Consider the following 20,996-nt stretch of genomic DNA (forward strand, 5'->3'; position numbering starts at 1 on the left):
AACGATGCTGCGCAAAACCCTGCTCACCACCGCGGTCGCCGTGCTCGGCGCGACGGCCGTGTCCCCGGCGTCCGCCGCGACCGGCCCGGCCTGGGGACCGTGCCCGGCCGGTGCCTTCCCGGTCCCGGACCTGCAGTGCACGACGATGAAGGTGCCGCTGGACTACGGCGACCCGGGTGGCCGCACGATCGACCTCGCCGTGTCGCGCATGCCGAGCAAGCACCCGGAGAAGCGCCGCGGCGTGCTGTTCACCAACCCGGGTGGCCCCGGCGGCGAGGGCCTGGACTACCCGCAGGTGCTGAAGTACCTGAAGCTGCCGGAGAGCGTGCTGGACGCCTACGACGTCATCGGGTTCGACCCGCGGGGCGTCGGGCGCAGCACGCCGGTGACGTGCAACCTGACGCCGGAGCAGCTGGCGATCGGCAACCTGCCCTACGCCGGCGGCCCCGCCGACGTCGTGAAGCAGGCGAAGCTGGCCAAAACCGAGGCACAGCAGTGCCGGGACGCCGCCACCGGCCCGATGCTGCCCCACGTCACCACCGCGAACACCGCACGGGACATGGACCGCATCCGGGCCGCGCTGGGCGAGTTCAGGGTGTCCTACCTCGGTGCGTCCTACGGCACGTACCTGGGCGCGGTGTACGCGACGATGTACCCGGACCGCAGCGACCGCATCGTGCTGGACAGCAATCTCGGCCCGGACGGCTACGACATCACGGCGATGCGCGCCTTCGCGCGGGGCATGGAGGACCGCTTCCCGGACTTCGCGAAGTTCGCCGCGGCGCACCCGGAGTACGGCCTCGGCCGCACGCCGGCCGAGGTGACGGCCAAGTTCCACGAGCTGGCGGCGCGCTTGGACCGCACCCCGGTGGCGGAGGTGACGGGCTCGGTCTTCCGCGGCTTGACGTTCAGCGGCCTGTACGCGACGGACCTGGCCCCGCTGGCGGCGGATTGGCAGGCCCTCGACCAGGGCCGGCCACCGAAACCGGCGCCGGTGTGGGGCTCGGTCGAGAACCTCTTCGCCTCCCGGTTCGCGGTGATCTGCGGCGATGCGGCGTGGCCGCGATCGGTGGCGACGTACCAGCTGAACGTGGCGGTCGACCGCCTCCGCTACCCCCTGCTCGGCGCGGCCACGGCGAACATCTCGGCGTGCGCCTACTGGGCACCCCCGAAGGAGCAGCCGGTGCGGATCACCGGCCACGGCCCGGCGAACGTCCTGCTGGTGCAGAACGACCGCGACCCGGCAACGCCGTTGGTGAACGCGGTCAAACTGCGCGCGGCATTCGGCGAGCGCGCCCGGATGGTGACGGCCGACCAGGGCGGCCACGGCGTGTACCTGGGGCTCAACCAGTGCGCGAACAGGGCGGTGACGAACTTCCTGGCGACGGGGGAGCGGCCGGTGCGTGACATCCACTGCGCGGCCCAGCCCGGCGGGGGTTCCTGAGGGACCGCTTCCCCCGGTCACCATTCCGGGTGTGACCCGCCGGACAGGTGCGTGTCCGAGCCGATTCAGGGGTGACGCTCACGCCGTGGGTGCGGTCCACTGCTGGTTCGCTTGGCCGTTGCACGCCCAGAGGAGCACCTTGGTGCCGTTCGCGGTGCCCTGGCCGCTGGCGTCCAGGCAGAGGTTCGACTGGACGCCGGTGATCGTGCCGTTCGTGTTGACCGTCCACTGCTGGTTGGCCTGGCCGTTGCAGTCCCAGATGACCACCGCCGTCCCGTTGGCGGTGCCCTGGCCGGATGCGTCGAGGCACTTGTTGCCGTAGACCGTCAGCTGGCGGCTCGCCGTGCGGGTCCAGGTCTGCCCCGGGCCGCCCTGGCAGTCCAGGAGTTGCAGCTGGGTGCCGTTCGCCGTGGTCGCGTTGGGCACGTCGAGGCAGCGGCCGGACTGCTTGCCGGTGATCGGCCCGCCACCGGCCGGGGGCGTGCCGTCGGTGCCGGTTACGGTGAGCAGGAACGCCTCCCCGGCCGGAACCGAAGTGGCGTAGCTCGAGGTGAAGGTGCCACGGTCGGCGCCGGCCCAGACGTCGCGGACGACCGCCGGGCCCGACAGGCCCAGCGCCGACCACCGGGCGGTGATGGTGGCGGCCGAGCCGGTGCGGTTGAGCAGGACGACGGCCCGGCGGCCGGTGCCGGACAGCACCTTCTGGTAGACCTGCAGGCCCGAGGCGTCCTCGGCGACCTTGGTGCCCTGACGGCCGAGCGAGTCCTGGTCGATGGCGATCATCTCGCGGTTGGTCAGCGTCGCGCGGGTGGCGGCGCTCATGTCGCTGGGCTTGTTGCCCGCGATCAGGGGGGCGCCGGAGATCGCCCAGAGGCTCAGGTGGGTGCGGTTCTGCGCGTCGGAGAAGCCGGGCAGGCCGGCGATGAGCATGTCGGGATCGTTGTAGTGGCCGGGACTCTGCGCGCTGGGGTGCTGTGCGGCGTCGAAGTTGGCCAGCATCTTCGACATCGAGGGCCGCTCGCCCCAGTAGATGATGTCGCCGCTGGTGCGCCACAGGTTGGCGATGCCGGGCGCCCAGTTCCAGGGCTGGTTGCCGCCCCATTCGCAGACGGAGAAGGTCATCGGGCGGCCGGTCTGGGCGGTGGCGCGCGAGATGGAGTCGCTGATCTGGGTGTAGGCGGTGCGGGCGTTGAGCCCTTCGGCGTTGCCGCCGCACCAGTCGACCTTCACGTAGTCGAAGCCCCAGCGGGAGAACTGGAGGAAGTCCTGGTCGTAGTGGCCCTCGGCGCCGGTGCCGGGGTAGGCGGGGTGCCCGGTGGGGTAGTAGTAGCCGCAGCCGTTGCGGCCGGCGTCGGTGTAGATGCCCGCCTTCAGGCCCTTGCTGTGGATGTAGGCGGTGATGGCGGACATCCCTCCCGGCCACTTCGCGGTGTCGACGGTGATGTTGCCGCTCGCGTCGCGGCTGCCGGTCCACCAGCCGTCGTCGATGTTGACGTATTCGTAGCCCGCGTCCTTCATGCCGGAGGACACGAGCGCGTCCGCCTGCTGCTCGATGACGGTGTGGTCGATCGCCCCGGCGAAGGAGTTCCAGGAGTTCCAGCCCATCGGCGGCTTGGTGATCGGCGCCGGCGCGGCGGCGGCGTTCGACGGCGTCGCGAGGGAGAAGAGGGCGGCGATCAGTGCGCAGACCGTCCACAGAGGACTCAGCGGGCGCTTGACTCGGCGTGCTTGCGCGTGTGGCAACGGAACCCCCATCGGCAGTGACGGTGGAAGTGTGAACGCTAACACAGGTGCCGCCGAGGAGGCTTTTTCCGCTGAAACTTTCAGGTTCCCGCGCCGGAGTCGGGCGGTGCGCCGCCCCTGGTGGTCGGCGCGCCACCGGACCCGCTCCCGCAGGCAGCGAGAACAGCCCGGGCCGCGCCGACCCCGAAGAGCCTTCAGCACCCGGCGGCCTTCGTACGTGGGATTCGGATCGCTCGTGCCGGCGAATCTGCCGCGTGAGCGTTCAGTCGCACCAACCCCACCCGCTGGTGGCGACGGCGTCGCCGACCCAGCCCGCGTAGCTGATGCAGTCGGGCGCGTAGCCGCGCACGACCGCGTAGTACTTGAAGTTCCCCTGGTCGATCAGGTTCCGGCTGTGGTCCTCGGAGTCCCGGTACAGCCCGGCCATCGTGTCGCTGGCCACCCCGATGGACGTCCACTTGATGGTCACGACGCAGTTGTAGCCGCCGGACTTGTAGAGCAGGTAGACGCCGCCGTACTCGCGTCCGGCGTCGGTTTTGGCCGGCTTCGAGGAGATGACGCCGTAGCCGCTGCCGCACACCTCCGCCGGGGTGTACGGGTTCGTCGCCGCGGAGGCGGGCGCCGCGGTCGTCACCACGGCCGCGGCGCTCAGCAGCGCGCCGGCGAGGATGGTCCGGGTTTTCATGGCAGTTTCTTCCTTCGGCTCGGCTCGGTACACCTGGTGGGGATCGGCTACGGGCGCCAGACCCGGCGTTCGCCGAGGTCGTCCCGGTGCAGGTTGACGCCGGGGCTGCAGAGTTGCGGCCCGTCCAGGCCGAGCTCGCACACCTGGATGGAGAGGCGGTCGAACCCGCCGACCCGGTCGGGATCGCCGATGGAGAACTTGAACGGCACCGTCTTGCCGGGGCCCGCGGTGCGCCCGTCGCCGTCGACCTTCGTGTCACCGGCGTACGCGGTGAAGTAGACCCTGGTGGCGAAGTTGCCGCCGAAGTCCTCCACGCTGCCCTGCAGGACGGCGCTCCGATTGCTCCAGATGACCCCGCCGGAACTCAGCCCGACCGGGGAGACGTCGTTGCTGATGTCCCACGAGTCGTTGGGGAACGCGGTCGTCGTCGCTCCGGCCTGGCCGGCCAGCACCATCGGCAACGCCGCCGCGGCCGCGGCCACCGCGATTCCCCTGATCCACGTCTTGCCCATCGTGCGTGTCCCCTCGTCAAGATCGACCTGCTGTCGACGGGGAGCCTGGCAGTGTGCACTGCAGTCGCACTGCAGTCTTGCGGAACCCGGCCGGTCGGGCGGAGCGACGGGTGCTACACCGGACGCCGCAGGAGTGCCAGCGCCTCGTTCGCGTTGTGCTCGGCGATCCCGTGCATGAGCGCACGATCCGGGAAGTCCCCGTCGAGCAGCCGCAGGGGCCGGCCACCAGGGACAGGTGCATCGCGAGCAGGTAGAGGTCGAGCCGCCGCGGGTCGAGGCCGGGCTGGGCCAGCGCGGGGTAGTGCTCGCCGAAGCGGAGCCGGAGGAAGACGTGCTCCCACTCGACGTCGAAGTGCATCAGGCCCTCGATGTCGATCAGCACGGGGTGCCCGCCGGCGTCGATCAGGACGTGGTCGGGGCCGAGTTCCCCGTGGATCAGCCCGTACTCGGCGCGAGGAGGCACCCGGCCGGCCAACTCCCGCAGGCGGTCCCGCAGCGCGCCGCCGGCTGCCGCGATGCGTGCGTCGCGCTCCGCCGCCTCGTCGACGTGCCGCAGCGCACGGTCCAGAACCCGCCGCTCGCAGGAGACCTCGGCCCGGTCCGGCAGGCCGACCCGGCCGGGATGCCGGCTCCGGTGCCGGTGCATCACCTGGAGCGCCCCGGCGAGTTCGCCCAGGGCGTTCGCGGCACCCGCGCGATCGGTTTCGAAGAGGGCCTCGAGCGTGCCACCGGAAACGTCCTCGACCACGGCGACGTCCGCGGGATAGCGGCTCCGGCTGTCGTCCACCCGGTGCACCCGCGGCACCCGCACCCCGAGCCCGGCCAAGCTCCGCTGCGCGGCCAGGAACGGGGCCAGGCCCGAGGCCGGCGCGAACGGGTCGGCCGGGTCGGTTCCCCGTTCGCCGGGCCAGAAGTTCTCCGCGTCGGCCCAGCGGTAGACGATCACGCCGGCCGTGCCGGTGCCGTCGAGGCGGAACCGGTACACCCCCTTCTTGGTCCCGCCGCGCAGCCGGTCGACGGCGATCACGCGGCAGCCCGCGCCCAGCGTCTCCCGGACGAGCTCCGACAGCTCTTCGACGTCAGCGAATTGCCGCATCCCCCGAACCTAGGGGAGACGGCGCCGCGCGGGCACTCCCCGCCTCGGCCGAAAGTACGAGACGAGCTCGCCTCGACCGGTGCGGGGGCGCGGTGCGTCCTAACTTCCCGGTATGACTACCGAAACCGCGCGGGAAAACCCGCCCAGCACGATCATCGCCGCCTTCTTCGGCTTCCTGGTGTCCACCGTGTCCGCGATCGCCGGCGGGCTGCTCATCCTCGGCGCGCGCGACGAAATCGCGGCGGCTCTGCGGCGGACCAACCCCACGCTGGCGCCGGAGCAGCTCGACCGGCTCACGCTGGTCGCGCAGGCCGTGCCGATCGCCATCGCCGTGGTCATCGCGCTGGTCTACCTGTGGCTGTCGTTCAAGCTCAAGGCCGGCCGCAACTGGGCCCGCGTCACGCTGACCGTCTTCACCCTGCTGCAGGCGGCGTCGCTGCTCACCACCGAACCGTCGTGGGCGGGCTACCTGAGCTGCGGGGTGGCCGTCGTCGCGACGGTGCTCAGCTACCTGACGCCGTCCAACCGCTACATCGCCGGGGTTCGGCGCGCGGGCTGAGCCGGGGCGCGAGATCATGACGGCCATGCGCAGAGCGGGGGCACGGGCCCGGCGCGGCATGCTCGGCACCGAGCTCGCCGTGCTGGTCGCGGCGATCGTCGCCGACGTGGTGCTGGTGCTGCGCGTCCCCGGCGGGAGCGGGGGCTGGGCGGCGCCGCTCACCGGGCTCCTGGCTTCCACGGGGACGGCGATCCCGGTGCTGGCCGTGCTGCGGCGGCGCTTCCCCCGCCACATCGGCGTGCTGGGGAGCGTCGTCGCCGCGCTGTCGGCGCTCAGCACGGTCGTGGTGGTCACCGCGCACGCCCGGAGCCAGCCGCCGTTCGCCGAGATCGTGGCCGCCGGGCTGCTCACGGCCGCCGCCGGCCGCAAGCTCGAACCGAGGCACGCGGCTGCGCTGGCGCCGGCCCTCGGCGCGGTGATGATCGCCGCGCCCCTGCTCCGCTACGGCGCCGGCGAGCCGGAGACGCTGCTGGCGGTGGCGGCCGCGGCGTACTGGGGCGCCTGCCTCGGCGTCGGGTTGATCCTGCGGGCGGCGGACGCCCGGCAGCGGGCCGCGCTGGACCGGGTGCGCAGCCAGGAACGCCTGCAGCTGGCCCGGGAACTGCACGACCTGGTGTCCCACCACGTCAGCGGGATCGTCGTCCGCGTGCAGGCCGCCCGGGCGATCGCCGAGGCGAACGCGGACGTCGGCGGGCACGCGGCGGTCTACCGCGAGATCGAGGAAGCCGGCGGTGCGGCGCTGGCCGCCGCGCGCCGGCTGGTCGGGATGTTGCGGGACACCCGGGACGTCCCCCTGCTGTCCGGCGCCGCCCTCGGCGACGCGGTGCGCGCGGCCGCCGGCTCCGTCGCCCGCGTGGACATCGCCGAGGAACTGGACCAGTTGCCGGTGCCGTCCCAGGTGGCCACGACCGTCCACCGCGTCGTGACCGAAGCGCTGACCAACGCCCGCCGGCACGCGCCGGACGCGACCGAGGTGGTCGTCTCCGCGCGCGTCGAGGCCGACGAACTCGTGCTCGAAGTGCGCAACGACGGGGTCGCCGCGCCGGCCCGCGCCGCACCCGGCGGGTTCGGGATCATCGGCATGACCGAGCGGCTCACCATGCTCGGCGGCAGCCTGACCGCCGGGCCGGAACCCGGGGCGCGCTGGCGGGTCGCCGCACGGCTCCCGCTCGCCGGCGAGGACGCGCCCTTCGACGCCTTGCCGAGGGGGCTCTGATGACCATCCGGGTGCTCGTCGCCGACGACCAGGTGCTGGTGCGCACCGGGTTCCGGCTGGTGCTGGACGCCGCGCCGGACATCGAGGTGATCGCCGAAGCCGCCGACGGGGAGACCGCGGTCCGGCTGGCGCGGCAGCTGCGGCCGGACGTCACGCTGATGGACATCCGGATGCCCAAAGTGGACGGTCTGCGGGCCACCGAACTGCTGGCCGGGCCGGGAGTCGCGCAACCGCTGCGCGTGGTGGTGGTGACGACCTACGACGCGGACGAGAACGTCTACGCCGCCCTGCTCGGCGGCGCCAGCGGGTTCCTGCTCAAGGACGCCGGCCCGCAGCTGCTGGTGGACGCGGTCCGCGCGGCGGCCGGCGGCGAGGCGATGGTGTCGCCGTCGGTGACCGTGCGCCTGCTGGCCCGGTTCACCGAAAAGGCGCGGCAGCGCGCGCAGGGGACACCGGGCCTGCTGACCGACCGCGAGTCCGATGTGGTGCTCGCGGTCGCGCGCGGCCGGACCAACGCGGAGATCGCCGACGACCTGCGCGTCTCCCTCTCGACGGTCAAGACGCACCTGGCGAGCGTGCAGCGCAAGCTCGAACTCCGGAACCGCACGGAGATCGCCGTCTGGGCGTGGCAGCGGGGATTGCTGGGATGACCTCGACCGGGGGGCGGGACTCGCCCGGAGAACTGCCGGAGCGGCTGCGGATGGCGGGACGCCGGGTGGTGCAAGCGGTGCTGGACCAGGCGCTCGCCACCGGAGTGGGGGTGTTCGCCGCGCTCGCGGCCGGCCTCGTCGCGATTCCCTTGCTGCGGTGGGGATGGGTGCCGCCGAAGGTGATCCTGTGGGGTCCGGTCATCACGTTCTTCGCGGTGAACTACGCCTGTGACGCGGTGATCCAGATCTGGATCCCGTTGCGCCGCGGCGGGGTCACCCCGGGCATGCTGGTCATGGGGCTGCGCGTGGAGACCCTGCGGGGCGGGCCGCCCAAGGCGCGCGCCTACGTGATCCGGTGGTTGCTGATGACGGTCGACGGGTTGCTGCTCGGGCTGGTGGCCGTCGTCAGCATCGCGGTTTCCCGGCGGCGGCAGCGGATCGGCGACCTAGTGGCGCGAACCCTCGTGGTGCGGGCCGGTCCTCGTACTTTCGGTTGATCCCGGCGCCGGGAAAGCGCGCCATACTCCGGGTTGATCATTCACCCGGACGAGGGGCGTCACGTGAAAAACAAGACAGCGAGCCGGTTTCTGGTCACCGTCGTGCTGGCGGCGGCGGTTCCCGCGGGCACCGCCGCCGCGGCCACGCCGGACCGCTACACCGGCCAGGAGCTGACCTGGGGAGCGTGCCCGTTCCCCGTCACCGCCGGGGCGAAACCGGCCGAATGCGCGGTGATCACCGTGCCGCGGGACTGGGCGAACCCGGATTCCGGAGTGGACCTGAGCGTGTCCGTCAGCCGCGTCGCGGCGACGGGCGAACGTCTCGGCGCACTGCTGGTGAACCCGGGTGGTCCCGGCGGGCAGGGGAGTTCCCTCGCGGGTGCGCTGGCCGGCCTCGAGCCGAGCGTGAACGAGCGGTACGACATCATCGGCATGGACCCGCGCGGCACCGGGCACGAAGGGACCACCGACGCCGGGTTCGTCTGCCAGGTACCGGCGGGACGGCTGCCGCAGGGACCGCTCGACGCGCGGGACCGCTCGGCGGCGAGCATCGCCGAGCACCAGAAGACGCCGCGGGCGATCGCGGAGGCGTGCCAGAGCGACGCGGTCGCGCCGTTCATCACGACGTGGCAGACCGCGCACGACATGGACCTGATCCGGACCCTGCTCGGGGACGAGAAGCTGAACTACCTCGGGTACTCCTACGGCACCTGGCTCGGCGCCAAGTACGCGTCGTTGTTCCCGGCCCGCGCGGGCAAGGTGGTGCTCGACTCCAGCGTCGACTTCGAAGGCCGGCTCCAGGCCGACTTCGAGGCGTTCCCGAAGATCGGGCAGCGGCAGACCGACGAGGTCTTCGTGCCGTGGCTGGCCCGGCAGTTCCCCGACCAGCTGGGCGCTTCGCCGGCCGAAGTGAAGGAGAAGATCGAGCGGCTGCGCGGGTTCTACGCCGGGCACGGCGTCGCCCCGGACCAGTTCGACGCCCTGTTCGTCGGCAACGGCAACGAAATCCGCTGGATCCTCGTGGCCGCCGTGCTCGTCGCCGGCGCGGGGGAGCTGGACGGCCAGCCGGTCCAGCTCCCGGCGGCGCTGGCCGGGCAGCTGGACACCTGGTCGACGGCCGTGTTCGGCAAGCGGATGGCCCAGCTGACCAGCGCCGACGTCGCCGCCGGGCTGGCGGCGGCGGAACCGGACTACCGCAAGGTTTCCGGGACGCGCTACGCGGTGGCGTGCGGAGACCAGCCGACCAAGTCCGCCGGCTGGTACCGGCGCCTGTCCGACCGCCAGGGCCCGCAGTACCCGATCTTCGGCTGGGCCTACGGGCTGACCGAGCCGTGCGGGTTCTGGTCCGACCGGCCCCGGCAGGCCCTGGCCGGGCTGCCGCCCGAAGCGGCGGCGAACGTGCTGGTGGTCCAGGGCGAGTTCGACCCGCAGACCGGCTACGAGCAGGCACGTTCGGCGATCCGCGCCGCCGGGGTCCCGCTGGTGTCGGTCGACGACGCCGCGTTCCACGGCCAGTACGCCCTGGGCGGCAACCCGTGCGTCGACGGCATGGTCAACGTCTTCCTGACGGCGAACTCCCGGCCGGGCTCGGTCACCTGCCCGGGCGTGCCCCTGCCCGGCGAGGAGCGCGTCTTCCCGGTGGCCGGCCCGGTCACCGGCGGTCACGTGGCGACGGCCAGTGCCGCCGAGACCCGCGAGCCGGCGTTGCGTGCTGCCGTGCGCCGCAGCATCGGTGAGCTCAACGACGGGCGTTGACGGGGGTTCGTCTGCGAGGGGCGCTCGCCGCGGCGGCAGAGGTCAGGTGGCCTTGCCGCCTGGCGGGCAGCACCGCGTCGGGTGTCCCGGGCGACGCGGCCGCCGGGGATTTCGCGCCGGTCCGGGCGCCCGTCGCCGGCGCGCCCATGAACTCGTGGACCACTGCGGCGGCAGTCCGGGGTGAGCGCGCAGGCGTCGCGGCGGCCGGTCGCTCCCTCGGCGTGCCGCGGGGCTGAGCCGGCTCGGCGTCCCCGCCGCGTCCCAGGGGCGTGGCGTTCCCGCTGGTCCGGCGGGGTGGGACCGTCCCGGCGTCCCGGGTCGGCCGCCGGAGGGCGATCGGCGGCCCGGCCGCTGCCAGCCTTCTCGCCATGCAAAGACTCGCTCTGGCCGTCGCGGTGCTGCTGGTGTTCCCCGCCGCAGCCGCGGTCGCGGCCGAACCCGTTGCGGTGTGCGGGCACACCACCAGCCAGCCCACCCTGGCACAAGGGGCGACCGGCGCCGCGGTCGCCGAAGCGCAGTGCGAACTGAACCTGGCGACCAAGGCGAGCCGGTACACGCCCATCGGCGCGGACGGCTCCTTCGGCCCGGCGACCGACGCCCGGGTCCGCGTGTTCCAGAAGTGCGCCGCCCTGAGTGTGGACGGCCGGATCGGGCCGAACACCTGGGCCGCGCTCAACTCCTGGGCCGCGCGGCCGCGCCAGTGCGCCACCCAGGGCACCGCCGGCGCCGCGCAGAGCGTCGTGTGCGGCCTGTCCACCGCCCGCCCGACCCTGCAGAGCGGCTCCAGCGGCACCGACGTCGAGGAACTGCAGTGCCGGCTCAACCTCGCCATGGAGCCGGGGCACTACCCGCCGCTGACGATCGACGGGCAGTTCGGCGACGGCACCCGCACCCGGGTGATCCAGTTCCAGCACTGCGTCAATGCCAGTGCCGACGGCATCGCCGGGCCCACCACCTGGGCGAAGGTCACCGACTGGTCCGGCCGCAACACCTACTGCACGCCGCCGAAGCCCGCCGGGCACCCGATCGACGGCGTCGACACGGCGAAGTACCAGCACCCCGGGGGCGCGCCGATCGACTGGAACGCGGTGAAGGCGTCCGGAGTCGAGTTCGCGACCGTCAAAGCGACGCGCGGCCTGAACGTCACCGACGACTACCTGGCCACCGACCTGCCCGCCGCGCGCAACGCCGGCCTGGCCGTGGGGCCGTACCACTTCTACACGGGCACCACGGCCGGCACCGGCGGCGCGCAGGCCGACCGGTTCATCGCCGCCGTGAAGCCCACCGGGTACACCGGCCGGCGCGCCGGTGACCTGCCGCCCGTGTTCGACCTGGAGTGGAAGGACGACGGCTCCGGCGGCTGCCCGCCGCACGTGACCGTCGCCGACGCCAAGGCGTGGCTGGACAAGGTCCAGGCGGCGTTCGGCCGGACCCCGATCATCTACACCCAGAAGTCGTTCCTGGACGCGTGCCTGGGCGGCACCACGGCGTTTTCGGCCTACCCGATGCAGCTCGCGGACTACCGGCAGTCCGTCACCCAGCCCGCGCTGCCCGCCGGCTCGAAGACCTGGCTGATGTGGCAGTACACCGACGCGGCCATCCCCGCCGGCATCCCCGCGCCGGCCACCGGCGACGTCTTCAACGGCACCCAGGCCGACCTCGACCAGCTCGCCAACCGCTGAATCCCCGCTAGGAAAGGACGAGAATGAGTCTCCCCATGAGCCGCCGCTCGGTGCTCCGCGGCGCGGTGGTGCTCGGCGCGGCCGCCGCCGTGAGCCCGCTGCTGCTGACCGGCACCGCCCAGGCCTACCCGTGGTCCCGCACGCTGAAGGAGGGCAGCACGGGCGCCGACGTCACCGAGCTCCAGATCCGGGTCGCCGGCTGGGCGGCCGACCACGCCGCCCAGAGCCGCGTCTCGATCGACGGCGAGTTCGGGCCCGGCACCGCGGCGGCCGTCCGCCGGTTCCAGGCGGCCTACGGCCTCGGCGCGGACGCCCAGGTCGGTCCGGCCACCCAGGCCGCGCTCAACGCGCTGGAGCAGAGCGACGGGTCCACCGTCCACTTCAACTTCAGCGAGTTCACCGACCGCGACAGCGGCACCTTCAACGGCGGCAAGGTCAGCGCGGCCACCGCCAAGGAGAACGCCCGGCGTTGCATGTACAAGCTGGAGGCGCTGCGCAAGAAGCTCGGGAACAAGCCGATCACGGTGAACTCCGGGTTCCGCAGCATCGCGCACAACGCCGAGATCGGCGGCGCGAGCGACAGCATGCACCTGTACGGCACCGCAGCCGACCTGAACGTGCCGGGCGTGGCCAACAAGACCGTCTACCAGAAGGCCGAGACGTGCGGGTTCTCCGGACTGGAGACCTACAACACCGACCACCAGCACGTGGACAGCCGGGCCGACCTCGGCCGGTCGTGGTGGTGGGAGAACGGCACCGTCTGATCTAGCGGCCGGGCGCCGGGAGACCTGGGGATTCCCGGCCCCCGGCCGTGTTCAGCGCGGCTTGGCGTCCGTCAGCGCCGCCGAGCAGGCCGGCCAGTCGTGGAAGTCGTGGCGCACGCTCCACAGGCGGTGTGCCGCATCGATGTTCCAGACGGGGTCGAACGCCTGCCGCGGCGAGCCGCCCAGCTCCAGCAGGCGGGCGTCGGAGATCTGGAAGACGCCCCAGTTGCGGCTGCCGTTCGTGTTGGGCAGCACCCAGAGCGGATCGAGGAACGAGGCACAGCGCGCGATGGCGACCGCGGTGTCCGGCACTTCGGTGAACACGGCCCGGACCCGCTGCTCCACCATGGCCGCCGGCCAGGTCGCCATGCTGGTCCGGCGGTCGTACAGCGCGGTCTTGGTGGCCTCGTCGACCACCCCGCGGGCGGGCAGGCCCGCCAGCACCTGGAACGCGGTGACCCGGCGCAGCGTCTCCGGCCCGAACGAGCCGTCGACCGAGAGCCGCCCCTGGGCCGCGACCAGCAGGTTCTGCACCTCGGTGACGCACTCGTCGTGCTGCCCCATGCTGACCGGCGGCCGGCACCCCGGGGAGAACAGCATCCGATCGGCGTACCGGCCGGTCGCCGGTGGGGACGCGTCGGCGGTGAGCCAGACCAGACCGGCCGCCAGCAGCACCACGACCGCGATGGCCGTCGCGGCGTAGGCGCGCCGCCGGCGTGGCGGCGCGGCCTCCTCGCCGGGCCCGGCCTGCTCGGCTTCGCCGACGCGGCCGGCGTCGGCCAGGGCCCACAGCTGGTGCAGTTCCCGCAGTTCCGCCGGGGAGGCGCCGCAGACCTTGCCGAACGAGTGGACGACGCGGTAGTCGGCGGGGACGCTCTTGCCGGAGCAGTACCGGTGCAGGCTGGAGCCACTGGCCCCCGCCTGCTTGCCCAGCCGTTCATAGCCCAGCCCACTGCGGTCTTTCAGCATGCGCAGGTAGGCGGCGAACTTGTCCGTGTGCAGTGTCACTGTGACTCGAACACCTCGCTCGGGCAGCGGATGACGGACGGAAGTTAACACCGTCGCGGCGCACTCCGGGCAGAAACTGACGGATTACGCCACCCGGGGGAGCACCGCCGGGCGCGAGCGGGGCATGACATCGTGGACCGGTGAACCAGAGCCGCAAGCGTCGCCCGGGGCCGTCCCGGCGCCGGCCCGAACGCTTCAGCTGGCCGGCCTTCGTCGTCGCCGCGGTGCTGTGCGGCGGTCTGGCGGTGGCTCTACTCGCGATCGGCGTGATCAAGTGGCAGCAGGCGCCCAGCGAGCCCGCGTCCACCACCGCGACGGTCGTCGCCTGCCACACCGCGACACCGGGCAACGCCTGCAGCACCGGCGACGCGGTCTTCACGGTCGGCGCCCGGACCTACCACACCGAACGGGCCATTCCCTACGACGCCCACGTCGGGGACCGCTTCGAGATCAACTACGACCCCGGCGACCCCGAGCACAACGGCGACACCCGCACCACCGCCGTCATCTCCTTCGTGGTGGGCGGCCTCGCGCTGGCCCTGTTCGCCCTGGTCCTCACGAGCCTGGTCCGCTACCGCCGGAGGGTGCACCGGTGAGCTTCGCGGAAGCCTGCGCGAGGGTGCGGGAGCTGTGCGTCGAGCACCTGGGCGAGCACGTCGGGACCCAGGTCGCGGCCCTGGCGGAACCCGGCTTCGGGCTGCGTCCGGTGCAGCCGGGCCGCCCCGCGGCCGGCCTCGGCCGGTGGGGCGGTCCGGCGTTGCTGGACCCCGGCACGCCGTGGCCCGAGCACCACGGCGTGCCGCTCAGCCTGTTCGCCGTCCTGGACGTCGACGCGCTCGGCTCCTGGCTCGGTGACGAGCGCCCGCCCGACGGGCTGCTGAACATCTTCTTCTTCGAGCCGGACGTCCAGCGCGGGTACGTGCTCGCGGGCGCGCCTCTCCTGGACCTGGACGACCCGCGCTGCTGCCGGATCATCCCCGCGGACCCGGCACGGGCGATCGAGCGGGCAGCACCCGCGCCGGCCTCGATCCACGCCCCGGAGCCGTTCTCCGCGGTACCGGTGGTGACGCTGCCGTCGATGCGCGGAGTGTCCTACGACCCGGTCCTCGACACGGTGGACTACGGCGGAGAGACGGAAGACTCCCTCCACTACCGGTCGATGCCCGGCTGGGCGGCTTCGGACCGCCTCGGCGACCCCTGGCTCGAGTTCTGTGAGCGGGAGCAGGGCCTGTACCAGTACGAGGGCGTGTCCTTTTCGCCCGACCAGGCGTTCGGCTGGCCGCACCTGGAGAACAGCTTCCCCCAGCTGGAGGAGCCGTACCGCCACCTCATCACCATCGGCCACCACGACCTCGGCGATGGCGGCTACGTGCACTTCATCCTGCCGCCGAAGGCGTTCCGCGACGGGGACTACGAGCAGGCAGTCGCCTTGTTCGAAGGTTTCTAGGGCGTGTCCTGGTCCAGCCGTTGGACCGGCGGATCACCTTCATCAGCCCGGAACGCGATGACCAGATCGCTCGCCGCGCCGCCAATGGCTCCCGCGACGGGCGGCCACCCGCCTTCGCTGCCGAGGTCTATCGGCAGCGCAAGGGGGTCGAACGCTGCTTCGCCCGCCTCGATCCGTTCCGTCACCTGGCCACCCGCTACGCCGAGCGCGCTGCCACCCGGCCCCGCTCACTTCGCGTGAGCGGGGCCGACGGCCGCCGTCCGGCTACCTCAGCCGGTACCCCCGGATGATCGTCTGGTCGACGGTGTTGCCCGCGTCGTCGGTCGCGGTGGCCCGCAGCGAGACGAAGGCGGCCCCGGCCGGGTGCCGCAGGGCGGCGAGCCACTGCCCGTCGCCGCGGTGCAGCGGCGCGGGCTGCCAGGTGGCGCCGTCGTCATAGGACACCCGGACCGACAACGAGGTGATGCGGGCGTGCTGGCCGGTGTGCTCCACCCGCACCGGAACGAGGAACGGGACGCCGCCCGGCGCGCGGTTGTGGTCGTCCAGCCACGGCGTGAACCGCACCGCCATCAGGGGGAGGGGCCGCGCTTCGGTGCCCGGCACGGTGCCCGACCGGAACGTCCGGTCCGCGGTGACCTTCGTGGACAGCTCGGCCGAGCCTGCCCGCACCGACTCGCTGTGCAACCGGTACGTGCTCTCCTCCGGTGGCACGTCGAACTCGCTGTAGCCCACCCAAGGCTGACTGCCGATCCGCTCGTCTCCCCGGTACAGCACGGTTTCGGCGGAATCGGTCACCGACTGTCCATAGTGGCCGGAAGATGGGTCGCTGAACGGCCACAGGTCGAAGTACACCGTGTTGCCGGTCCGGCCCGCCCAGTGCGCCGGAGAACCGGGATACGGCGGGAAAGCCGGCCCGAGCACCCCGGTGTTCCAGCGTTCGGAAACGATCTCGCCCCGCCGGAACGTCCTCGGCACGGTCTGCGTGAGCCACTCGTACTGCTGCTTTCCCACGGGCTTGCCGAAGAAACGCTCCCAGGGCGTGTCGGGGCTGTAGAACTCCTGCAGCGTGAACGGAAGCGGCGCCCGCACCGTGTAGTCGCGTTCGCCGGTCTCCCCGCTGCCGCCGCTCGCGGCGTGCGTGGACCGGACGGTGGCGAGGTCGCGATCGGCGAAGTGCCGCACGAGCTCGGCCGGCACGCGGCCCCGCTCCGCCCACCGGAGGTGGTACAGGTACGGACTGCCGGTGAAGCCGCCCTGCCCGTCGCGCCGGGCGAACAGGCCCTCCGCGGTGAACGTGAACTCGGGTGCGCTCGTGGCCGAGGGTCGCACCCACACGTCGTCGAACGAACCGAAGGTGCGGAAGCCCGTCTCGCCGTAGGACGTCGTGCGCAGGAACGACTGGATCGTCTCGGAGTCGCCGGCGTCCGGCCGGTCGACCGTCATGCCGACCGGTCCGGCGTCCCGGGCGTCGATCGCCATCCTGGTGTCCCCGGTGACGGTGATCTCCGGCTCGGCGAACAGCGCCCTGATCAGCTCGTTGCCGGCGTTCCGGCCGAGGACGGTGGCGTGGAAGAAGTACCGGCCGGGTGGCAGCCGGACGACGGCCGACCCGGTCGTCACGGTGGCCAGGTAGGCCGCCGGCCGGTCGAGGCCGACGAAGCGGTAGTCGGCGATCTGTGCGGGGTTTCCCTGCCAGTCGAGGAAGTCGAGCTCGACGTCGTGGCTCTCGGCCTCCCGCTGGACACCGAACGGGGTGCGGACCACGGTCCCGGCACCGGTGGCGACGACCGTGCCGCCGTAGGTGCCGTCCGGGCCGTCGACCGAGGTGTCCGCGGTCAGCGTGGCGGTGGCCTGCCCGCCCGCGGGTACCTCGAGGGTGCGCGGCGCCACGGTGAACATCCCGGCGGGCGCCGGTTGCCCGGCCGCGTCACGCACGGCCACGGCCAGGTCCAGGGTGACCGGGGTGGTGCCGGTGTTCCGGTAGGTGAGGACCGTCGGGAGCGGTTCGTCGTCCTCGTGCGGCCACCTTGCCAGGCCGAGGGACACGCTCGCCGGCGTGGCCGACACGGGCTGGCCGACCGCCCTCGCGACGTCGACCCGGCCGGCGCCCTGCTCGTACACCGTCAGCCCGTCGCGGGGCGCGGCACTGCCCATCAGCGCGGACTTCAGCCGCGCCGGGTCCCAGTCCGGGTGCATCCCGGCGAGGATCGCCGCCGCGCCGGCCACGTGCGGTGCCGCCATCGAGGTACCGGACATGGCCGTGTACGCGTCGTCGACGGGCGTCCCGAGGTGCCCGTTCTTCGCGCGGGCGGCGACGATGCCCACTCCCGGCGCGGTGATGTCCGGTTTGACGGCGCCGTCGCCGGCGCGCGGGCCGCGACCGGAGAACTCGGCGAGCGCGTCGTCGCCGTCCACCGCCCCGACCGTCAGTGCGGCGTCCGCGACACCGGGGGTGCCGACCGACCCGCCGCGCGGGCCCTTGTTCCCGGCGGAGACCACGAACAGCGCGCCCGACTGCGCGGTGAGCCGGTTCACCGCCTCCGCCAGGACGTCCACGCTCGAGCCCTTGCCGGGGGCCACCGACCCGCCGAGGCTCATCGCGACGACGTCGGCCCCCTGCGCGGCCGCCCATTCCATGCCCGCGACGACCGTGGACTCCGTGCCGTTGCCGTTGTCGTCGAGCACCTTCCCCGCCAGGAGCCGGGTATCGGGAGCGACGCCCCGGAACCGGCCCGCCGAGGCGGCCCCGCTGCCGGTGATGATCGACGCGACGTGCGTGCCGTGCCCGACCCGGTCGTCGCTGCCGCTGGGGCTTCCGGTGAAGTCCCTGGTCCCGGCCACCGCGTCGGCGAGGTCCGGGTGGGTGGCGTCGATGCCGGTGTCGAGGACGGCGACGGTCGTCCCGCGGCCGGTGTACCCGGCCTGCCAGGCCTGCGGCGCACCGATCTGCGGCACGCTGTGCTCCAGGTCGACCCGCACCGGGCCGTCGAGCGCCACCCGCCGGACACCGGGCGACAGCGTCGTCCCGCCGCCGGCGTCCAGGGCCGCCCACACCGAAGCCAGCGCGTCCTTGGCCGGGCGGATGGCGGTGGCGCCGATGCTGGGCAGCTCGCGGCCGCCGGCGACGGCCGCGAGCCCGGCGCGTAGGCCGCCGCCGGGGTGGGTGACCACCAGCGGCAGGTCCCGCCGGGCTTCGTCGTGGTAGCCGGCTTCGACCAGTGACGAGATGTCGAACAGCCGTGGGTCGAGCTGCCCGCTCGCGACGAGCGCGGCGACGTCGTGAGGCACTACGACGCTGTGGCCGTTCTCGTCGATCCGCTGCTCGAAACCGACGTGCTCGCGGCCCGGCGCGGGTCTGACCCGGACGTCGTCCCGGCCGGTGAGCGTCACCCGGTCGCCGGTCACGAGGGTGACGGTCTTCCCGGCCGGCGGCGCCGGTGCGGCGACGGCGCTGCCGTTCGCGGACGCGGCCGGCGGCGAAACCACGACGGCCAGCGCCGTGACGACCGCCAGTGCCGCGTGACCGAGGCGTCCGCTCCGACGCGTCACGAGGTCGCCCCCACCGAGTCGACGACCACCTGGTCGGTGCTGGACCAGGCGATCACGGTCCCGGCCGGCCAGTCGGCCCCGTCCGTCGCGACCATCCTGGTGCCGATCACCCGGGAGGTCGCCGGGTCGAGGATGAGCTCGGAGCGGAAGCCTTCCGCGTTCCGCCCGATGGCCACGCCGGCGCGGCCGGTCACGTCGACCTGGCCGGCGACCCGCTCGATGCCCGGCAGCAGGGCGATGGCCCGGTACAGCGCCGCGCGGACCGCGGGCGTGAGCAGGGCGTCGGCACGGGCGGCGAAGCTGGCGGCGGTCTTGAACGTCAGGTAGTCGCTGTCGTGCTTGGTGCTGGTGCCCGCGGCGGCGCGGAACACGGCCAGCAGCCGCTCCGGGTCGGTGGGCAGACCCGCCACCCAGGACAGCGTGGGGTGGTCGACGCCCGGTGCCGTCGGCTGGCTGATCGGCAGCTGTTCCTTCGGACCGCCGTTCGGGTTCGGGTACACCTGGGTGTGCGGCCGTGGCAGGGACCGGCCGCCGGCGGCGAGCTTGCGCGCGTCCTCGTCCGTCGACGGGTGTGCGTTGAGGTTCATCGCCATCTCCATGCGGACCGTCCGCAGCCCGTCCGCGGCGAACCACGTCCTGGTCTCGGTCTCCGTGACCACCTGGGCCTCGCCGGCCGCGCCCACCGGGATCCCGGTCACGGCCTGACCGCGCGTGTGCGAGTACACGAACTGGCCGGGCCGGACCGCCAGCGGCCGGAGGTCGCCGGTGTGCGCCGCGAGCGTGATCAGTGCCTCCTGAGCCGGGGTGTCCGCGCCGACGAGCGGTGCGGGGGCGGGGCCGCCGCCGGTCGGCAGCGCGGTCGAGGGGGTGTCGCCGCCGGTCGGCTGCACCGCGATGGCGATGCCCAGGCCCGCGACGAGCGTGACCGACGCGGCGACGAGCACCACGCGCTTCCGGTGGCGGGGTGCCGGCGGGGCCTGCATCGACCGGAGCGCCCGGGCGCGCATCCGGGCGAGGCCGAGGTCGTCCGGGGGAGGGGTGTCGAGGACGGACCGGAGCAGGTCGATCTCGTCCCGTGCATGCTGGGTGCTCACGAGGTCATCTCCTGGGACGCGGATACATCGGCATGGGCGGGAAGGACGTCACGCAGCCGTTTCCTGGCCCGGTGCAGCGCGGACCGCACCGTCCCGACCGGAATCCCGAGCGCGGCGGCGATCTCGGCGTAGTCCAGGTCCGCCAGCGCGAAGAGCAGCAGCACGTCCCGCTGGCGACGCGGCATCTGTTCGAGAGCCGAAGTGATCAGCCGCACGTACTCGGCGGCATCGGTGCGCTCGACGGCCCGCTGCGCGGGCTCATCACCTCCGGCAAGGGGCGGCACCACCTTCGCCATGGCACGGTACCGCGCGACCTCCTGCCGCCACCGGCGCCGCAACAGGTTGGTGGCGATCCCGTACAACCAGGGCAGGGCGTTCACCCGGCCGGCGTCGTACCGATCCCGCTGCTTGAACGCCACGCAGAACACGTCGGCGACGACGTCCTCCGCCACCTCGGCCCCGACCCGGCCGGCGCAGTACCGGTGCAAGACCCCCGCGTACCGATCGAACAACACGCCGAACTGCTCGGCGTTCCCGGCCACCAGCTCCGCGTCCGAGCCCGGCAACCCGGCCACCGGCGGATCGCTGTCTCCCACGGCACGCAACGATGTCATGCCCCTCTTTGCCACCACCGGCCTTCCGGGTTCCCCGGCTCCGGACCGCGGGTGGAGCCGAACGGGCTCAGACGGCGTTGTCCCGTTCGTCGCGGGCGGCGAGGAGGTCTTCGCGGGCCCGGGCGACCCGGGACCGGACCGTCCCGATCGGACAGTCGCAGATCTCGGCGGCTTCGGCGTAGGAGTACCCGAGGACCTGGGTGAGCACGATGGCCTCCCGGCGCTGCGGGTCGAGGTCGTCGAGCAGCAGGCCCAGCTCGACGAGGTCCTCGAAGCCGCGGCCGGTGCGGCGCGCGGATGCGGTTTCGGCGGCCGCTTCCCAATCCTGGCCGGACGAGCGCGGGCGGACCGAGCGGGCGCGGAAGTGGTCGACCACGACGCGGCGGGCGATGGACAGCAGCCAGGTGCGGGAGGAGGAGCGGCCGGCGAACCGGGGCAGCGCCGTGACGGCGCGGACGTAGGTCTCCTGGGTGAGGTCGTCGGCAGTGGTCGGGTCGGTGAGGTGCGCCACGAACCGCCACACGTCGGCCTGCGTCGCCCGCACCCACGCCTCGAAGGCACCCTGGTCACCGCGGACGGCGGCCAAGGCGAGCGCGGTGATCCGCTCGTCGTCGCGGTCCCTGCCGGAAGTCACGATCGGACACGGTAGCCGACACCCGCGGGAACCGGGACCGCCCGGTG

The 20,996-nt window shown here is 73.2% G+C and carries 20 protein-coding genes; 10 read left to right on the forward strand and 10 right to left on the reverse strand.

The genetic code is table 11. The features are described 5' to 3' along the window. The first annotated feature begins 7 nt into the window (after positions 1–7). Positions 8–1,444: an alpha/beta hydrolase gene (locus H5965_RS14015; protein ID WP_310970593.1), complete on the forward strand. Its 1,437-nt coding sequence runs from the start codon at positions 8–10 to the stop codon at positions 1,442–1,444. Positions 1,445–1,522: 78 nt separating this feature from the next. On the opposite strand, the gene H5965_RS14020 is transcribed toward H5965_RS14015, so the two are convergent. The 4 genes from H5965_RS14020 to H5965_RS14035 all read right to left on the reverse strand — a co-directional run bounded on the left by H5965_RS14020 (position 1,523) and on the right by H5965_RS14035 (position 5,480). Continuing rightward, complete coding sequence (locus H5965_RS14020; RefSeq protein ID WP_310970109.1) at positions 1,523–3,199, reverse strand: RICIN domain-containing protein; 1,677 nt, start codon at positions 3,197–3,199, stop codon at positions 1,523–1,525. A gap of 250 nt (positions 3,200–3,449) precedes the next feature. Then, the gene (locus H5965_RS14025; protein ID WP_310970111.1) at positions 3,450–3,872 is read right to left on the reverse strand and encodes a hypothetical protein; all 423 of its coding nucleotides are present in this window, start codon (positions 3,870–3,872) and stop codon (positions 3,450–3,452) included. Between the two features lie 47 nt (positions 3,873–3,919). Then, positions 3,920–4,384: a hypothetical protein gene (locus H5965_RS14030; RefSeq protein WP_310970112.1), complete on the reverse strand. Its 465-nt coding sequence runs from the start codon at positions 4,382–4,384 to the stop codon at positions 3,920–3,922. A 16-nt stretch (positions 4,385–4,400) separates the two neighbouring features. Continuing rightward, entirely contained in the window at positions 4,401–5,480 is a 1,080-nt protein-coding gene (locus H5965_RS14035; protein ID WP_310970113.1) for an aminoglycoside phosphotransferase family protein, read from the reverse strand. Between the two features lie 112 nt (positions 5,481–5,592). Here H5965_RS14035 and H5965_RS14040 point away from each other — a divergent pair, with 112 nt between their 5' ends. From H5965_RS14040 to H5965_RS14070, 7 genes are all read left to right on the forward strand, one after another. After that, on the forward strand, positions 5,593–6,039 hold the full coding sequence (locus tag H5965_RS14040; protein ID WP_310970114.1) for a hypothetical protein: 447 nt from the start codon (positions 5,593–5,595) through the stop codon (positions 6,037–6,039). A 25-nt stretch (positions 6,040–6,064) separates the two neighbouring features. Then, complete coding sequence (locus H5965_RS14045) at positions 6,065–7,255, forward strand: histidine kinase (protein ID WP_310970115.1); 1,191 nt, start codon at positions 6,065–6,067, stop codon at positions 7,253–7,255. Continuing rightward, positions 7,255–7,905 (forward strand): response regulator transcription factor, encoded by a 651-nt coding sequence (locus H5965_RS14050; protein WP_310970117.1) that lies wholly within the window; start codon positions 7,255–7,257, stop codon positions 7,903–7,905. The genes H5965_RS14045 and H5965_RS14050 overlap by 1 nt, the downstream gene beginning before the upstream one ends. Next, a complete protein-coding gene (locus H5965_RS14055; protein WP_310970118.1) occupies positions 7,902–8,402 on the forward strand; it encodes an RDD family protein in 501 nt (166 codons plus the stop codon). The genes H5965_RS14050 and H5965_RS14055 overlap by 4 nt, the downstream gene beginning before the upstream one ends. A gap of 63 nt (positions 8,403–8,465) precedes the next feature. Next, positions 8,466–10,157, forward strand: a complete 1,692-nt coding sequence (locus tag H5965_RS14060; RefSeq protein WP_310970119.1) for an alpha/beta fold hydrolase — start codon at positions 8,466–8,468, stop codon at positions 10,155–10,157. Between the two features lie 368 nt (positions 10,158–10,525). Then, the gene (locus tag H5965_RS14065; RefSeq protein ID WP_310970120.1) at positions 10,526–11,839 is read left to right on the forward strand and encodes a GH25 family lysozyme; all 1,314 of its coding nucleotides are present in this window, start codon (positions 10,526–10,528) and stop codon (positions 11,837–11,839) included. A gap of 23 nt (positions 11,840–11,862) precedes the next feature. Beyond that, positions 11,863–12,603, forward strand: a complete 741-nt coding sequence (locus H5965_RS14070; RefSeq protein WP_310970122.1) for a D-Ala-D-Ala carboxypeptidase family metallohydrolase — start codon at positions 11,863–11,865, stop codon at positions 12,601–12,603. Between the two features lie 51 nt (positions 12,604–12,654). On the opposite strand, the gene H5965_RS14075 is transcribed toward H5965_RS14070, so the two are convergent. Next, positions 12,655–13,611, reverse strand: a complete 957-nt coding sequence (locus H5965_RS14075) for a helix-turn-helix domain-containing protein (protein ID WP_310970124.1) — start codon at positions 13,609–13,611, stop codon at positions 12,655–12,657. 140 nt (positions 13,612–13,751) lie between these two features. Between H5965_RS14075 and H5965_RS14080 the strand changes: the two genes are divergently transcribed. Together H5965_RS14080 and H5965_RS14085 are read left to right on the forward strand one after the other, a co-directional pair. Continuing rightward, complete coding sequence (locus H5965_RS14080) at positions 13,752–14,207, forward strand: hypothetical protein (protein WP_310970126.1); 456 nt, start codon at positions 13,752–13,754, stop codon at positions 14,205–14,207. Further along, positions 14,204–15,058, forward strand: a complete 855-nt coding sequence (locus H5965_RS14085) for a DUF1963 domain-containing protein (RefSeq protein ID WP_310970127.1) — start codon at positions 14,204–14,206, stop codon at positions 15,056–15,058. Before H5965_RS14080 ends, H5965_RS14085 begins: the two co-directional genes overlap by 4 nt. Here the strand turns inward: H5965_RS14085 and H5965_RS14090 are convergent. From H5965_RS14090 to sigC, 5 genes are all read right to left on the reverse strand, one after another. After that, the gene (locus tag H5965_RS14090) at positions 15,055–15,243 is read right to left on the reverse strand and encodes a hypothetical protein (protein ID WP_310970128.1); all 189 of its coding nucleotides are present in this window, start codon (positions 15,241–15,243) and stop codon (positions 15,055–15,057) included. The genes H5965_RS14085 and H5965_RS14090 overlap by 4 nt on opposite strands. 79 nt (positions 15,244–15,322) lie before the next feature. Beyond that, complete coding sequence (locus H5965_RS14095; RefSeq protein WP_310970130.1) at positions 15,323–18,607, reverse strand: S8 family serine peptidase; 3,285 nt, start codon at positions 18,605–18,607, stop codon at positions 15,323–15,325. Beyond that, positions 18,604–19,701 carry a CU044_5270 family protein gene (locus tag H5965_RS14100; protein ID WP_310970131.1) on the reverse strand — a complete coding sequence of 366 codons (1,098 nt, stop codon included), beginning with the start codon at positions 19,699–19,701 and terminating at the stop codon, positions 18,604–18,606. Before H5965_RS14100 ends, H5965_RS14095 begins: the two co-directional genes overlap by 4 nt. Next, entirely contained in the window at positions 19,698–20,315 is a 618-nt protein-coding gene (locus H5965_RS14105; RefSeq protein WP_310970132.1) for an RNA polymerase sigma factor, read from the reverse strand. Before H5965_RS14105 ends, H5965_RS14100 begins: the two co-directional genes overlap by 4 nt. Before the next feature lie 67 nt (positions 20,316–20,382). After that, positions 20,383–20,949 (reverse strand): RNA polymerase sigma factor SigC, encoded by a 567-nt coding sequence (sigC, locus tag H5965_RS14110; protein WP_310970133.1) that lies wholly within the window; start codon positions 20,947–20,949, stop codon positions 20,383–20,385. Positions 20,950–20,996: the final 47 nt, after the last annotated feature.

This window comes from Amycolatopsis sp. 505 (assembly GCF_031625235.1).
Taxonomy (GTDB): domain Bacteria; phylum Actinomycetota; class Actinomycetes; order Mycobacteriales; family Pseudonocardiaceae; genus Amycolatopsis.

What these genes read in the sequence shown, in the direction of transcription:
- H5965_RS14020 (WP_310970109.1), bottom strand. Translation starts at nt 3,199, where the DNA reads ATGGGGGTTCCGTTGCCACACGCGCAAGCACGCCGAGTCAAGCGCCCG.
- H5965_RS14025 (WP_310970111.1), bottom strand. Translation starts at nt 3,872, where the DNA reads ATGAAAACCCGGACCATCCTCGCCGGCGCGCTGCTGAGCGCCGCGGCC.
- H5965_RS14030 (WP_310970112.1), bottom strand. Translation starts at nt 4,384, where the DNA reads ATGGGCAAGACGTGGATCAGGGGAATCGCGGTGGCCGCGGCCGCGGCG.
- H5965_RS14035 (WP_310970113.1), bottom strand. Translation starts at nt 5,480, where the DNA reads ATGCGGCAATTCGCTGACGTCGAAGAGCTGTCGGAGCTCGTCCGGGAG.
- H5965_RS14040 (WP_310970114.1), top strand. Translation starts at nt 5,593, where the DNA reads ATGACTACCGAAACCGCGCGGGAAAACCCGCCCAGCACGATCATCGCC.
- H5965_RS14045 (WP_310970115.1), top strand. Translation starts at nt 6,065, where the DNA reads ATGCGCAGAGCGGGGGCACGGGCCCGGCGCGGCATGCTCGGCACCGAG.
- H5965_RS14050 (WP_310970117.1), top strand. Translation starts at nt 7,255, where the DNA reads ATGACCATCCGGGTGCTCGTCGCCGACGACCAGGTGCTGGTGCGCACC.
- H5965_RS14055 (WP_310970118.1), top strand. Translation starts at nt 7,902, where the DNA reads ATGACCTCGACCGGGGGGCGGGACTCGCCCGGAGAACTGCCGGAGCGG.
- H5965_RS14065 (WP_310970120.1), top strand. Translation starts at nt 10,526, where the DNA reads ATGCAAAGACTCGCTCTGGCCGTCGCGGTGCTGCTGGTGTTCCCCGCC.
- H5965_RS14070 (WP_310970122.1), top strand. Translation starts at nt 11,863, where the DNA reads ATGAGTCTCCCCATGAGCCGCCGCTCGGTGCTCCGCGGCGCGGTGGTG.
- H5965_RS14105 (WP_310970132.1), bottom strand. Translation starts at nt 20,315, where the DNA reads ATGACATCGTTGCGTGCCGTGGGAGACAGCGATCCGCCGGTGGCCGGG.